Source organism: Acetobacteraceae bacterium (assembly GCA_004843165.1).
GTDB lineage: Bacteria > Pseudomonadota > Alphaproteobacteria > Acetobacterales > Acetobacteraceae.
Genome location: CP039459.1, coordinates 816556 through 831247, shown reverse-complemented (window position 1 = coordinate 831247; position 14692 = coordinate 816556). Strand labels below are relative to the sequence as shown.

Genomic DNA, 14692 nt, shown 5'->3' with positions numbered 1-14692 from the left:
GCAGGGGATTTTTAGCGTGATCGTGGCATGTCAAAAAAAGTGCAGGCCATGAGAGAGAAGATTTTAAGAGGTTGAAATGCGTTTATGAAGAACGGATGGGTTTTTCTTCCTTTTTATTCCCTTTACGAAGCGCCTCTCGCAACGGGGGGTTTTCTGCTTGCTCTTGCGCTGTGTTTCCTCTTTCCGCCACTTGGGATCGTCCTATTGCTTGCAGCGGCCTTCTTGTTAATTTTGGCTCTTCTTTATGTTCTATGCTGTGGTACTTTTGAGGCGGTTTTGTGGGGTATTTCTTTTTTTAAAGCGCACCCTTTAACCTATCCGCAGACAGGGATAGTTCTCTTTAGCCTGATCTGTTTTGCACTGCTCTTATTTTTAGGCGGAAGATATCTTTATTATTATTTGATAAATCCAGATCTTTTAAAGCGTGGCGAAAAATTTAAAATTATCATTGAAAAACGTGCCAAAAAATTTGTTTCCACTGGCAGCGATGGGGAAGAGGAAGGTTCTGCCGTTCCAGCACAATACCGCCTTAAAGCGTTAAGAGATATTCCCGCCAGAGAGGTTAAAAAAGGCGATTTAGGCGGGGTGGTTTCCAGCTATCAAACGCTCTCGCAGACGGGAGAGTGCTGGATTTCTAAGGATGCAAAGGCACTCAATGAGGTGCGTGTTTTTGAAAATGCCTGGCTGAAAGATCAGGTTGTCGCCAGAGATTATGCGGAAATTTCAGAAGAGGCCTGCCTTTCCGGTTCTGTGAATATCTCCGGATTTGCTCGCTTTTCAGGCTGTGCAAATGCAGAAAATAACGTGACGATATGCGATCAGGCAAAGGTGAGCGGTGAGGTGCATTTATACGGCAATGTAAGCATTTCCGGAGAGGCCTCGCTTTCGGGAAAAGTTGTTTTAAAAGATAATGTCAGTGTAACAGGACAGGCAATACTTGATGGCGAGGCGCTCTTATGTGACAATGTAAAAATTTCCGGTAAAGCCCGTATTTCAGGGCAAGCCTTATTAAAAGATAATGCTGTTATGGGCGGTATGGCCATTATTTGCGGAGAGGCGACCCTTTCTGGGGACGCCTTTATCAAAAAAGGCATTCTTGCCGGCAATGCAAGCATGCATCTGCCGATTGCGAAAGGGATTAAACGCAAATGGCGGGATTTCTGGCGATAATATTTAAAATATTTTTTTCATCACGGGTCTCAAAACGCCCAAATTTTTTGATGTCAGTACCTTTGGCCTTAAGTAACACTCATTTTTTCCCAAGATTTTACATGGATTTTATCTTTTTTTAGACTTGCTTGCCACAGGTCACGGGAAGTCTGCATTTTCATCAAAGTTTCGGCTGAGATTCCAAAGGCTTTTTCTAAACGATAGCCATTTCAGGCGAAAGTTCTGAATGTCCATTGATAAAGCGTGAGAGTGCAGGGCGTGAAACTTGTAGAATTTCCGCTGTTTCTGTGACCTCTAGCCCAATTGCCTCAAGGATTTCTGTTTTGATGAAGTCCCCCACAATAGGGGGCTCCATTCTAATTTTTAAAGCCATTATTTTTCTCCAAAATAAACATTAGGTTAATGATAATCCGCCAAGTTTAAATGGCAGATTTCATCATTTATGACGAAAAAGGTTAAACGCCAATTTCCAGTTACCCATAGACTTATTGCCCTATCTGAAAGGCGGTGCGCTTTCCATTTTAAAATAGGTGTAAAGAGCTCTTTATATCTCCCCAAAACTCCCAAAACTTTTGATGTCGGTGCCTTTGCCTTTTTCTTCCTGCGGGATGTCATCGCCATAATGTTCTGCGAGCTGTTCTAAGACCAGCGCACATTGGATAGAGGCACGGTCTCTGGCTCTGGCTTGAGACAGTTCCGGGTAGAATTTCTCGCCTAAAGACGTAAAAGAAAGCTGATCGACCAGAAGCAATTTAAGCCGGAGATGCCCGCAAAGCCCTAAGGCCGCACGTACTTTCTTAATGCGTGTCCAGGATCTCCCTTTAGCGATTTCAAATGTATGGCGATCTCCTGGGCCGTATTTTTTTGTCAAAGCAAGGCTTTTGGCAGAGGGAGGATCATATTGAAAATCCCCATACCCTTCGGTGCTGAAAATATAATCCGCCAGCCAGCGCTCTGCGGCTTGAAGCTCTGCGCCCGTAATGATCTTACGGCGCTCCATTTCCAAAAGGGTTTTGGCCTTTTCCCGCTTTCCGGAGAGAGATTTTTCATAATCAGGTTTTAAACGCCGCTCTTTGGTCGGGCGAAGAATAGGATCTGTTTTTTTTGTCATAGATTTACGTTTGTTACTTTTTTTTACTTTAGAATAATTTTGAATTAAATAAGATTTATTTGTGTTCATTATGAATCTTCTCCTAAAATCATTGGAACCAGTCTTGGGGTGAGATTTTGCATGAGCGAAATCATCGCTTTTCTGGCTTCCGCAGGATTGGTCTTTCGTATATCGGCAAGCTCCCGAAAGCCATTTTTTTCATGGCGATGCCATGTCTGAAAAAAGTGGCTTTCTTTGAGGCTGAATCCATCAGGCTCGTTTTCTTCGGGTGTGTTTTTTTCAGGGTTTAAGTGAGGGTTATTCTTTGGGTTCTTATAGGAGGGGGAAAAAGATTCCTCTTTGCGTTTGTAAGATTCCCTCTGAAGGACACGAGAGTCCCTCGAGAGATTTTGAGAGAGGGGGCGTGCGCTTCCCTGCGCCTCAGAAAATTTTTCTAAAGGATGGCAAAGGCGATAGCGTCCCGGTGCTAGGGTGACGATTAAGGCTTTTTCTCGTAACTGACGGCGTGCGGTTTTGATCGTACGGGTGCATAGACCTGTTTTGTGGGCTAAAAGCTCCAAGGAGGGCCAGCAAATGCCTTCCTCCTTATTCGCATGATCGGCCATAGCGACTAAAACAAGCTTTTGCGTTGCTGGTAATTCCTGTTGCCATGCCCATTGAATGGCCGCTAGACTCATAAAGATCTCCTGTAATCATGATTTTCCTGTGTTTTCGGAAGTGTTTTTAAGGCAATCCCGATCGAATGGAGGTGAAAGGCTAAATCCTCAATCCCCAGAACGGAAAGAACGATTTTTCCCATGATTTTCAGACGCCGAATTTCATTGAGAACCGGGAGAGGGGCCTGACTGTCAGGCAGACGTACAAAGACAAAAACTTCACTCAAAGGCGCAGGCCGCTGAATGATAAAGCCAATCGCTGTAAATTTATAAGCATTTTTGCTTGCAATCTGTGCCGATAAAAAATTTCTTGGGGCGGCAAAAACATGAAAAAGATAAGATTGCGGCAAAGTTTTTTCGAGATATTGCGCAATCATCTGCTGTTTTTGTGCCAAGAGTTGACGGCGTAAGGTCGCAGGTGAAGCCTTACGAGGAAGGCGAGAAATTTCCTTTTTAAATGAAGTTTTCCGCTTTTGATAAGCAGAGGATTTTTTGGTTGAAGAAAAAGGCGAAGCCCCCTGATCGGCGCGTAATGCTGCAGATGAGACGGCAAGAGCATTTGATGAATGAACCATGTCTAAAATCTATAAGCTTTTATGCTTACAAAACAAGAAAAATATTTTAAAATGCTTACTTATTTTTATTAGGTGAAGCGCATACCCCTTGCCTCTAGACTTTTTGAATATACAGACGCATGATAGATAGGGTGGGGGCAGGTTTTTTTAGATTGCGAGAGAGTTTTTGATACGTTTTTTAAGCTGGTTTGACCGCTTTCTATTGGTTTTAATGCTTTTATTTGCCTCATTGACGCTTGCGGGGATTGTGGCAGGATTTGTGACGCCGAGTGAGGATTTTTCGCCTTTTGTAAAACATACGCAGGAATGGCTTACGGATACGTCAGCAGATTTTGCCAATACCTGGGCCATTATTTTGGTGGCGATGGGGGCAGATCGTTTTGCAGCGATAGAGCTTCAGCGAGCAGAAAAAAAGGAAAAGCTGGAAATTTTAGGAAAGCTTGAATTACTTTTTTATCCACTTCATTTCCCTTTGCTTGATCCAGAAACCAAACAATGGACGACAGGCATTATTCCAAGACGGAATTTTAATAAGCTTGTTGAGCTTCGGCCGATTTTTAAAGCCTCTTTCCCAAAAAATACAGATCTAGATCAGCTCATTGCTTTGATTGGCGAAGAGGATAAATATTCTCGTATTGGCATGGATAATCCTGAAATTTTTTTCCAAACACGGGAAGTTAAAACATTGGTGGAAAAGCTCACACAGCTTTCCTAAAAAAGGTGGAAAATGTCAGGGATTGCAGGAAATCAGGCTTTAAGAGATTATTTGGATTGGAAAAAAAGCCTTTTTTTACCTCTGCCTTCCTATCTTCTTGAAAATTTAAAAACGGTCACAGCGCTTTCTCAAAGCCTGATTGAAGAGATTTCTTTTGAAAAAAATCCAGAATTATTTGGGGCGGAAAAACGTCAGACGCTTTTGAGATTATTGGCCTTGTTTTCAGAGGCGCTGAAACCAAAATCGGGCGGTGAAAATGATATTACAAAACTCAGCGCCCTTGCCGGAGAAATTATGGAAATTTTTCGGGAAATGCAGGAATATCGAAAAAAAGGGAAGCTGGTTTTGGCAGAGAAATGCGTGGCCGGTTTTTGGCAAAGTTTGGAGGCTTGGAACAGCATCTTAAGCCAGTTCCGCTGGATTGAGCGCACAATTTCTGCCTATATTTCTCAGCTTGAAATGGAGGCGGAAACGGCACCGCCCCCCGCAGATGTCAAAGCCAATATGCATAAGATTTTAAAAGCATTACCGCCCTTATAAGGGGGCTATGTTTGATTTTTTAATAAAGAGAAAAAATGTTTCGAAGAAAAAGAATGAACGATCAGGATTTGTCTCACTGGAAAGGTGTTTCTTATCCAAAACATGAAATCCTAGAAGGAAATTATGTTCGTTTAGAGCCTCTGGAGGATTGCCACGCCGAAGCACTTTATAAGGAAGTCGATGGTGCCGATAAAGAGGCACGTTTTCATTATCTTCATGGGACAGAGGCGCCGCTCGATTTTGAAGATATGAAACGCTGGGTTGAAACGTGGAAAACCAGTAGAGAACGTCTTTATTTTGCTGTTGTGAATAAAACAACCCATTTAGCGGAGGGCTATTTTTCCCTGATGCGGATTGATACGGATAATGGTGTGATTGAAATTGGCGCTGTTTTATGGGGGCGTTCTTTGGTTCGCACACATCGTGCGACAGAGGCCGTTTTTCTAGCGGCTTCTTACATCTTTGATCTGGGTTATCGGCGGTTTGAATGGAAATGTGACAATTTGAATTTACCTTCTAAAAAGGCGGCAGAACGTTTTGGATTTTTACAAGAGGGGCTTTTCCGACAGCATATTGTCAGTCGTGGAAATAACCGTGATACCGCTTGGTTCTCAATGCTGGATAAAGAGTGGCCGGAAATAAAAAAAGAATATGAACGTTGGTTAGACCCAAATAATTTCACAGAAGAGGGGAAGCAAAAAACGTCTTTAAACGTGAAAGAAAAGCGCTCTTAAAATGCTTATTATTCTTGCCTTTCCTGTAACAAATTTTCTGGAACAAATGAAACCTCTCCATGCATCTTTATTTTGATTTTGACGGCACACTGGCCGATACAGGCCCTGCTTTGGTTGAGGCCGTACGTTTGAGCTTTATGGCGCGGGATTTACCACCGCCGAAAGTCTCCGAAGTCATGCCGCTCATGGGTTTCCCATTACTGCAAATTCTTGGAATCCTGCTTGATCACCCTTCGGATTCCCAAGAGATTTTGGTCTTTCGTAATTTGGTCGAGGAATATTATGCGGAAATGGTGGTCGATGAGATTTGCCTTTTTCCGGGAATGCGTGAACTTGTCGAAGAGTTTTCACAAAAGGCGCAGCGTTTGGCTATCCTGACCAATAAACCAACCAAATGCGTTTTAAATGAAACCCAGGCGCTGAAAATTCAGCCTTTTTTCAAGGCTATTCTAGGCGCAGATCTGGCCGGTGCGTCAAAGCCGGAAAGGGATATTTTGGACATGGCGCATATTATGATGGCGCTGACGGACGCTGAAATTGAGCATAGCCTTCAAAAATCGGTCATGGTTGGAGACAGTACGCCCGATATTGGCTTAGCCAAACAGGCCGGGATGATTTCCATCGGTGTGACATGGGGGGCACAAGATGCCGTAACCCTCAAAAGGGAGGGGGCGGATTATATTGCTGAAACGGTGAAGGAATTAAGAGAAATTCTCTTGCATTTATTATAGTTCCTTTACGGCCGCCTCAAATTCACCCTGATCGCCTTTTTCATAGAGTAAGTTAAATTTAGTCCGTGTCCGATCATCTGCTTTTAAAAAAGTCAGGATAGAGTTGAAACTCTTGACATCCCGATGCTCAAAAGGGCGTTGCAGAGATGTTTTAAGGATTTCTCTTAAAAGAGCCTCATTGATTTTGTTAAATAGAATTTGAAATTTTTCCGGGAAATATTTGAGCTCAAGGATGGATTTCTGCAAATGCTGTTTGGCTAAGGAAAGACGTGCTTGCACATCCATTCCGGCAAGATTGATGCGGTTTTCAAAATAGAGCTTGGCAAGCTCATAATAGGCGTTCGGATTATCCGCTTTGGCCGCCTGCTCGAAAGCGTACAGGGCATCCTGCGGATTGTTCGCATGAAGCGCCGCAAGACCTTTTTCGACAATTTCCTGAGCAGGAAAGGAGATTTCTTTTGGCGTCTGGGGCATAAAAATCCTTATAATCTCTCTAAGAGCGCTTTAAATTCGACTTCATCTTGAGCATCAAAAGAAGAGAGAAGTTTCTCTTCCAGAACTTTATCCGAAATAAAAAGCAGACAAAGCTGTGAAAATGTTTTCCTATCCTTTGAAAAAGATTCGATAAAGAGTTTTTTAAGGGGGGCTTTATCAAGGGTTTTTAAAGCGATTTTGCGGGCATGCGCAATGGTTTCCTTGAGTTTTTCCGCTTTGGGTGCAAAATCTGCTTCTATCGCCCGAAGGGGAAGCTTTTTCATGCCTGCCTGCGCTAAACGTAAATAGGCTTTGGAAAGGATTTTGTCCGCCTGATCAAGTTGATAGACACGTTCTGCCAAAATTTTGCTTTTGAGCGCTTTTTCATAGGCTTCAAACGCCGTTTGATAGCTTTTTTGAAGCAATAAGCCTATTTTTTCTAAAATTTCCGAAGGATTACTTTCCATGATTGTCTTCTTTGGTCTTTTGAGGATTTAGCTTTTTTCTATCCCTTTTATCTCTGTAAAAGAGAGATAATGATTATTAGATAATTTCCTTTTTGAAAATTGTAGCGGTTTTTTTCTTCTAAGAGGAGAAGTTTCTGTTAAGAATTTTTGGGCGAGTTTAAATCAAAATCTTTTTATCAGGCAGGAAAATTGCCGTTTTAAAGGAAATTTTTGAATGTAACAGCCTGAAATCAGCAGGATTTTTACAGGATTATTTTTATTTTCATCCTGTTTTCTAACCGCCTGCACAAACCCCATTGAAAATCTAAAGCCGACAAGTTTTGCAGCGCATGATTTAGACAGATCTCTACAAAGTCGGATTGTGGAGATTATTGCCCTGATGCCGGCGCATGCCACTGTCGATAATAGCTATAACCATTATTTGAGTGCTGATCTTACAGGATTGGCTGTTGGGAGTGTCTTTAGCTTCGGCAGTGTTGTTTTTGGTTTGAATGGTATGGCTCTTGGCTGGTATCTGGGGGCTTCCTTAGGGCAGGGCATGGGGGGGGAGCAATCGTACCGCCGGCGCTTTATTCAAAATCGCTGATTATTGTTTTTAAAGATCCGCTTGATTCCCAAATCCATCAAACGGTTGAAATCGCCCGTCCCTGTGAATTTAAGCTCGGCCATGCTTATGCCATTTTGACAGCGCATGCCAAAAAATTGGAAACAAAAATTCAGCCAAATAATTTTCAAGCCTGCCTTAAAAAAGCGGGACAGATTAAGGCCAACAAGAAAGCAGGTGTTTCTGAGGATTTTTCACTGGCGGAAACAGAGGATCAGCTTCAATTCAATCCGGATAATTTTTTGCCGTCGCTGGGACAGGCCGTGATTTCTAAACTTTCCAATCCAGCCTATCATTCCCCTTATTTAGAGGCAGAGAAAAATCGGGTTTTAGCGCCGAAACCGACTTTGACACAAAAACAGATCCGCATTTTAAAGCGTCATAAAATATTGCATCGGGAAAGTTTCCCGGCCTTCCTAACATCACCGCCTATGGGCATGGAGAATGTGCCTAAAGCCAAAAAAATAGGGCATAAAAAAAACACGACAGAAAGCGTGAAAATCTCGGCAATCTTGAAAGGATAACCCCTCTTTTAAAAGGGGAATTGTCACAATTGCCAATACTTGCCCATCCGAGATGCTCTTTAAGGATGATTATCTTCTTCGTCTTTTTCCGGATTGGTCTTTGGTTTTTTCTTTTCCTTTTGACTTGGCTTGTCCGCTTTTTCCTGTGCTTCCAATTCATCTAATTTTTTTAAGGCTTCAATGGCTTCTTTCAAACCTTGTTCGGCTGCCATCTGGAAATACTCTCGTCCTTTGGTGAAATTTTGCTCACCGCCATCTCCATTATAGTAGATGAGGCCAAGATTAAATTGCGCTTCTGCATGTCCTTGATCTGCTGATTTTTCGAAATATTCCCGTGCTTTTGTAAAATCTTTTTCCTCGAAATATATAATGCCAAGATTAGATTGTGCTCTTGCATCTCCTTGATCGGCTGATTTTTCAAAATATTCCCGTGCTTTGGAAAAGTCTGGCTCAGTGTCATCTCCATTTTGGTGCATGAGGCCAAGATTAAATTGTGCTTTTGCATCTCCTTGATCGGCTGATTTTTCAAAATATTCCCGTGCTTTTGTGAAATTTTGTTCACCGCCGTCCCCATTTTGGTACATGATTCCAAGATTACATTGGGCGTCTGCATCCCCTTGATCTGCTGCTTTTTGAAAATATTCCCGTGCTTTGGAGACATCTTGCTCACAGCCTTCTCCACGATAGTACATGACGCCAAGATTAAATTGTGCTTCTTTATCACCAGTTTCTGCAAGTTTTAGATATTCTTTAAATCTTTTCTCGTCTTCGCTCTCCACATTTTCTTTTCGAAGCTGGTCAAGGAGAAAATGTGCCGTATCTTCGACCCCAAGTAAAATCGTACTGAGATGAATTTCAAAACGTTTTAACTCTTCTAAAATTTGCTTCTTCTCTTCGGCTTTGATTTTATAAGTAAAAAGCTTTCCGCCTAGTGATTGAACCATCTCTTCAGGAGAAAGTGTTTGATTTAATCCAAAGAGGATAAAGGCACCATGTTGGGCTTTGATCCGTTCATTATTTTGCGGAGGATAAACCGCAACGGGTAGGTGTAAATCTTTGATCTGGATTTCCGGCCGAAAGCCCGGATATTCATTCTGAACAAGAGAGGTTAGATTTTTGAGAGAAATAGGATGTTCTATTTGCGCTTCCAGCTTTTCCGGATAAGGAGGCAAAGAGCGCCGTAATTCTCGCCGGTCACTTTCAGAGAGCAAAGCAAGGTTGGCACGTAGCGTTACACTATGGCTGTTAAAATATTTGATTTTATCTTTCGGCAGTTGAAAGATAAAAATTTCTGCCTCTTTGGTCTCATCCGCAACACCGCCTGTTTTCCAGTTCGCACAGGCAAAATAAAGCGCCACAAGAGGGCTTAAAGTAATATCGAGCAGGCGTGTCGGTAATTCATAATGTTGCGCCCGAATAAGACGCTCAAAAGTCGTTTTATCTTTGAAAAAAATATCTGATTTTCGGGAAAGTAAATCACGTATAATTTCCCGTTCCTTGAGGAGATAATCTTCTTTACGGAAAATAGAGGGATTTAATTTATAAATAGGATTTTCGGGATTATCCGAAGTGTAAATTTGGCTATGCCCACGATAGGAAAACTGCCACGTCTCTTTTTCATTCTCTGGAATGTTTTCATGACACTGATTGACGAATGCGATCCATTTTTGAAGGGGACTTAAAGCCGTTTTGTTATTTTTTTTCGTCATGGCTTATTTCTACCTATAAATTGATTTCTATTTGAATTTATTTTGTAAAGCTTTCTATGCGTGAAAAAGGGTGCTTTGCGCACCCTTTTTACGTTGCAAACAATATTATTGCGCTTCTCTTTGCTGGCGGAGATAGGCTTCATAATCTTTTGGGATAATATGCCAGAATTTCGGCAGGATCATTTCCCAATTTTGCAGCAGGTTTTCGGCATAGGCGCTCCCGGTTTCCGCCAGATGCCGTTCTACAAGCTTCCGTAAACTGGTTTCCTCAGCACTTTCTTTTTCAATTTTATGCCAGTTGAGGCCGTTACGGTTCAGGCGTGATTCAAACAATCCGGATCGGTCGAGAACAAAAGCTTCCCCTCCTGTAAAACCGGCCCCGAAATTATCGCCGGTTTCGCCTAAAATCACGGCAATACCGCCCGTCATATATTCACAGGCATTTGAGCCGCACCCTTCGACAATGCCGGTAGCACCCGAATTGCGTACGGCAAAGCGCTCCCCGACATGGCCGGCGGCAAAAAGAGAGCCGGAGGTCGCCCCATAGAGGAGCGTATTGCCGGCAATGCTGTTTTTTGACTGTGCAGGTTGGCCCTGCCTTGCAGGATAGAGCGCAATGATGGCACCGGAGAGGCCTTTGCCCACATAATCGTTGGCATCGCCCTCTACTTGGATTTTTAACCCCTTCACGCCGAAAGCGCCCAAGGATTGTCCGGCCGTCCCTTTGAGAGAAAGGGTGAGATGGCCATCCTGCAAAGATTTCATGCCAAACTGGCGTACCATTTTAGAGGAAATGGCTGTTCCAACCGCCCGATGGGTGTTCCGCACTTGATAATGAAGGTGGAGCTTTTCCTGACGCTCAAAGAGTGGTGCCGCATCCTGAATGATCTGGGCATCGAGAGAGTCCGGCACCTCATTGCGTCCCTCTAAGGTGCAATAGCGGGCAGTGTTGTCTTCATCCGCCTGTACCAGAAGCGCATTGAGATCGAGGTCTTCCAACTCTTCAGCACCTCTGGAAACTTGGCAAAGCAGGTCGGAACGCCCGATAATCTCTTTAAGGCTCCTGACACCGAGTTTTGCCAAAATATGCCGGACATCTTCGGCAATGAGCGTAAAGAGATTGATAACGTCTTCAGGTTTTCCGGCGAATTTTTTCCGAAGTTCAGGATCTTGCACACAGACCCCGACAGGGCAGGTATTGGAATGACACTGGCGCACCATGAGGCATCCCATTGCAATCAGGGAGGCGGTGCCGATGCCGAACTCTTCCGCTCCGAGCATGGCGGCAATGACAATATCCCGACCGGTTTTGATACCGCCATCCACACGTAAAATCATCCGGTGGCGGAGGCGGTTGAGCATGAGCATTTGATGCGTTTCCGCCAGTCCCATTTCCCACGGCAGACCGGCATGGTGAATAGAGGAAAGCGGACTTGCGCCAGTCCCCCCATTATAGCCGGAGATCAAAATTCCGTCTGCCTTGGCTTTGGCAACGCCGGCGGCAATCGTACCGATCCCCGATCGGGAAACCATTTTGACGGTCACGAGTGCCGTTGGGTTGATTTGTTTTAAATCATAAATGAGCTGGGCAAGATCCTCAATCGAGTAAATATCATGATGCGGCGGTGGTGAAATGAGCGTCACGCCGGGCGTTGCATGGCGCAATTTGGCAATCAGTTCGGTGACTTTATAGCCGGGAAGCTGACCGCCCTCGCCGGGCTTGGCACCTTGGGCAACTTTAATTTCAATTTCACGACAATTATTGAGATATTCTGCGGTAACGCCGAAACGGCCAGAGGCAACCTGCTTGATTTGAGAGCAGGGATTATCGCCATTAGGGCGGGGAATGGCACGTTGCGGATCTTCGCCGCCTTCGCCGGAGTCCGATTTTGCGCCGATGCGATTCATGGCAATGGCGAGGGTTTCATGCGCTTCCGGACTGAGAGCGCCAAGGGAAATACCCGGAGCGATCAGACGTTTACGCAAAGAAGTGATGCCCTCGACCTCATCGACGGAAATGGGGGTGTTTTTAGGTTTGAAATCGAGCAGATCCCGCAAGGCAATTGGCTTTTGAGACTGCACCTCGGCGACATATTCTTGATAGAGGGTAAAGGAATTGGCTTTTACCGCTTTTTGGAGCTTGCGGATGACTTCCCCTGAAAGCGCATGTTCCTCGCCATTCGGACGCTGTCGGAAGCGTCCGCCTGCCGGCAAGGGCGGCGGGACTTCAGACTGCCAGGCTGTCTGATGGGCTTTGAGAATATGGCGGGCAATCCCATGCAGGCCAATGCCGGAAAGGCGGGAGGGCATACCGGGGAAAAATTCCGCACTCAGGGCACGGGAAAGGCCGATTGCCTCAAAATTATAGCCGCCCCGATAGGCAGAAACGAGCGAAATACCCGCTTTGGACATGATTTTTAAAAGCCCTTTATTCGCCGCATTGAGATAATTTTGAACGGCTTGCGCCAGCGTTAGATCGGGGTGAATTTTCTGGCGTACCCGTTCGGCAATGGCATGTTCTGCCATAAAGGGATTGATGGTTGTTGCGCCGACCCCGATACAGACGGCAAGACTATGCGTATCGAGAACGCAGGCCGAACGCACATTGAGCGAGGCGAAAGAGGAGAGCTTTTGGCGCATGAGATGCGTATGCACGGCCGCAATCGCGAGAATAATTGGCAGGGAGACACGTTCTTTTGCGCTATGCTCTGTCGTGAGAAATAGGTGGGCGAACTTGCCTTTTTCCTGCTGCGCCCGAACAATGGCCTCTGCTTTTGTGCGTAAAAGCTGTAAGCCCTTTTTTAAGCCATTTTCCCCCTCTGAAAGCGCAAAGGTCGCATCAAGGGTAAAGGCTTCCTCGCCGCAGATTTCTTTGAGTCTATCATATTGCCCATTGCTTAAAATTGGGGAGGCGAGCTGGAAACGGCTACAATGTTCAGCCCCATCGCTTAAAATATTACATTGCCTGCCGAGCTGGGTCGCCAGACTCATCACTCTCGTTTCCCGCAAAGGATCAATCGGCGGATTTGTAACTTGGCTGAATCTTTGGCGGAAATAGCTCGGTAAGCCCCGATAGCGGTTGGAAAGCACTTGGAGCGGCGTATCATCGCCCATTGAGCCAAGAGCTTCGATCCCTTTAGACATCATCGGATCAAGGATGATTTCCATTTGCTCATAGGTCATATTTGCCGCAATTTTACGGCGATGCAGCTCTTCTTCCGGCATTTCTGCCGTTTCAATAATGTCAGACATCATCGGGGCAAGATGCTGCTTCTTTTTAAGCCATTCTGGGAAAGGATAATGTTGGGAAAGCGTTTCCTGCATTTCTGCCGGGAAATAAAGCTGTGCATTTTCCATATCAAAAGCGAGCGTTTCCCCCGGCCCTAATTGCCGTTGCTGGGCAATCTCCTCTTCTTTGAGGCGGACAATACCGCTTTCCGAGCCAACAATGAGGAGGCCGGTATGGGTGATCGTATAGCGCAACGGCCGTAGACCGGAACGGTCTAACCCTGCGATCATCCAACGCCCATCCGTGCCGCAAATGGCGGCAGGCCCATCCCAAGGCGGCATGACCGCATTGCAATAGAGATAATAGTCCCGAATAGATTGCGCCATAGCAATATCAGGGCCGCAGGCGGCTGGAATGAGAATATTTTTAGCGGCCGGTGCCTCTCTGCCGGCAAAGGTTAAAAGTTCAAAAACATTGTCTAAAACAGCTGTATCTGATCCGGCAGGCTGAATAACAGGCTTTAGATCTTCAATATAAGGATCTAAAACGGGGGATTCAAAGAGAACTTCTTGCGCTTGCATCAGGTTGATATTGCCTGAGAGTGTATTGATTTCCCCATTATGGGCAAGGCGGCGGAAAGGTTGCGCCAGCTTCCATGTTGGGAAAGTATTGGTGGAATAACGCTGATGATAGAGCGCAAAACGGGAGACAAAACGCTCGTCGAGTAGATCCGGGAAAAAATCGACCAGATTTTCCGCTAGGAACATCCCTTTATAAATCACCGAACGGCAGGAAAGCGAACAGAGATAAAGATCAATTTGTGCTTTGGAGGCTGCTTTTTCAATCCGGCGGCGGATGATATAGAGATCACGCTCAAAATCCGCATCTGTTTTGCCGAGGGCATTACGGATCATAATCTGCTCAATTTCGGGGCGGGTGGCATTCGCCTTTTCCCCGATATAGGCGGTATTGATCGGCACTTGCCGCCAGCCGTAAATTTCATAGCCAAAGCGCAGGATTTCCGTCTCAATAATCTGACGGCCATGCTCTTGAGAGTCTAAATCATTGCGGGGGAGAAAGACCATGCCGAGCGCAATTTTGCCCTCAATTTTGGATTTTCCGGCTTTATAAATGGCTTCGGCAAAAAAATCTTGGGGAATTTCGATATGAATGCCTGACCCATCTCCGGTTTTGCCATCGGCATCCACCGCACCCCGGTGCCAGATATTGGAAAGCGCCTCAATCCCCGCAAGGACGACTTTTCGGCTGGGTTTGCCATCTAAGGCCGCAATAAGGCCGACACCGCAGGCATCCTGTGTTTCCGTTTGAATGTGGGCGGCTTCGAGTTTGGCCTTATTGCTTTGCCATGTTTGGATAAAAGCTTTTTCAGATTCCGTTTGCAAACGATTTTGCGATAAGGCGTTTTGAGCGTTTTCTGGATGCATTTTAATTT

The 14692-nt window shown here is 45.0% G+C and carries 14 protein-coding genes and 2 pseudogenes; 7 read left to right on the top strand and 9 right to left on the bottom strand.

Annotation, left to right across the window (positions count from 1 at the left end):
* The first annotated feature begins 84 nt into the window (after positions 1 to 84).
* On the top strand, positions 85 to 1170 hold the full coding sequence (locus FAI41_04035) for a polymer-forming cytoskeletal protein (protein ID QCE32821.1): 1086 nt from the start codon (positions 85 to 87) through the stop codon (positions 1168 to 1170).
* A gap of 68 nt (positions 1171 to 1238) precedes the next feature.
* On the opposite strand, the pseudogene higA reads toward FAI41_04035, so the two are convergent.
* The 5 genes and pseudogenes from higA to FAI41_04010 all read right to left on the bottom strand — a co-directional run bounded on the left by higA (position 1239) and on the right by FAI41_04010 (position 3512).
* Positions 1239 to 1543 (bottom strand): annotated as a pseudogene (gene higA, locus FAI41_04030) (addiction module antidote protein, HigA family).
* 26 nt (positions 1544 to 1569) lie between these two features.
* Positions 1570 to 1656: pseudogene (locus FAI41_04025) on the bottom strand (plasmid maintenance system killer).
* Positions 1657 to 1714: 58 nt separating this feature from the next.
* Positions 1715 to 2350, bottom strand: a complete 636-nt coding sequence (locus tag FAI41_04020; GenBank protein QCE32820.1) for a hypothetical protein — start codon at positions 2348 to 2350, stop codon at positions 1715 to 1717.
* Positions 2350 to 2958 carry a helix-turn-helix domain-containing protein gene (locus FAI41_04015; GenBank protein ID QCE32819.1) on the bottom strand — a complete coding sequence of 203 codons (609 nt, stop codon included), beginning with the start codon at positions 2956 to 2958 and terminating at the stop codon, positions 2350 to 2352. The genes FAI41_04020 and FAI41_04015 overlap by 1 nt, the downstream gene beginning before the upstream one ends.
* Positions 2955 to 3512: a hypothetical protein gene (locus FAI41_04010; protein ID QCE32818.1), complete on the bottom strand. Its 558-nt coding sequence runs from the start codon at positions 3510 to 3512 to the stop codon at positions 2955 to 2957. The genes FAI41_04015 and FAI41_04010 overlap by 4 nt, the downstream gene beginning before the upstream one ends.
* A 166-nt stretch (positions 3513 to 3678) precedes the next feature.
* Here FAI41_04010 and FAI41_04005 point away from each other — a divergent pair, with 166 nt between their 5' ends.
* Genes FAI41_04005 through FAI41_03990 form a run of 4 tightly spaced genes read left to right on the top strand, consistent with a single transcriptional unit; the run spans position 3679 to position 6232 of the window.
* A complete protein-coding gene (locus tag FAI41_04005; GenBank protein ID QCE32817.1) occupies positions 3679 to 4227 on the top strand; it encodes a hypothetical protein in 549 nt (182 codons plus the stop codon).
* 12 nt (positions 4228 to 4239) lie between these two features.
* Complete coding sequence (locus FAI41_04000) at positions 4240 to 4767, top strand: hypothetical protein (protein QCE32816.1); 528 nt, start codon at positions 4240 to 4242, stop codon at positions 4765 to 4767.
* A 53-nt stretch (positions 4768 to 4820) separates the two neighbouring features.
* A complete protein-coding gene (locus tag FAI41_03995; protein ID QCE32815.1) occupies positions 4821 to 5501 on the top strand; it encodes a GNAT family N-acetyltransferase in 681 nt (226 codons plus the stop codon).
* Positions 5502 to 5560: 59 nt separating this feature from the next.
* Positions 5561 to 6232 carry an HAD family hydrolase gene (locus FAI41_03990; GenBank protein ID QCE32814.1) on the top strand — a complete coding sequence of 224 codons (672 nt, stop codon included), beginning with the start codon at positions 5561 to 5563 and terminating at the stop codon, positions 6230 to 6232.
* Here the strand turns inward: FAI41_03990 and FAI41_03985 are convergent.
* Together FAI41_03985 and FAI41_03980 are read right to left on the bottom strand one after the other, a co-directional pair.
* On the bottom strand, positions 6227 to 6706 hold the full coding sequence (locus FAI41_03985; GenBank protein QCE32813.1) for a hypothetical protein: 480 nt from the start codon (positions 6704 to 6706) through the stop codon (positions 6227 to 6229). The two genes, FAI41_03990 and FAI41_03985, sit on opposite strands and share 6 nt — an antisense overlap.
* A gap of 8 nt (positions 6707 to 6714) precedes the next feature.
* Positions 6715 to 7173: a hypothetical protein gene (locus FAI41_03980; protein QCE32812.1), complete on the bottom strand. Its 459-nt coding sequence runs from the start codon at positions 7171 to 7173 to the stop codon at positions 6715 to 6717.
* A 379-nt stretch (positions 7174 to 7552) separates the two neighbouring features.
* Between FAI41_03980 and FAI41_03975 the strand changes: the two genes are divergently transcribed.
* Both FAI41_03975 and FAI41_03970 read left to right on the top strand, forming a co-directional pair.
* A complete protein-coding gene (locus FAI41_03975; protein ID QCE32811.1) occupies positions 7553 to 7759 on the top strand; it encodes a hypothetical protein in 207 nt (68 codons plus the stop codon).
* 95 nt (positions 7760 to 7854) lie between these two features.
* Entirely contained in the window at positions 7855 to 8301 is a 447-nt protein-coding gene (locus tag FAI41_03970) for a hypothetical protein (GenBank protein QCE32810.1), read from the top strand.
* Positions 8302 to 8360: 59 nt separating this feature from the next.
* Here FAI41_03970 and FAI41_03965 read toward each other — a convergent pair whose 3' ends face one another.
* Both FAI41_03965 and gltB read right to left on the bottom strand, forming a co-directional pair.
* Positions 8361 to 10010 (bottom strand): FRG domain-containing protein, encoded by a 1650-nt coding sequence (locus FAI41_03965; protein ID QCE32809.1) that lies wholly within the window; start codon positions 10008 to 10010, stop codon positions 8361 to 8363.
* A gap of 105 nt (positions 10011 to 10115) precedes the next feature.
* Positions 10116 to 14684, bottom strand: coding sequence for a glutamate synthase large subunit (gene gltB, locus FAI41_03960; protein QCE32808.1), 4569 nt, complete (start codon positions 14682 to 14684; stop codon positions 10116 to 10118).
* Between the last annotated feature and the right edge of the window lie 8 nt (positions 14685 to 14692).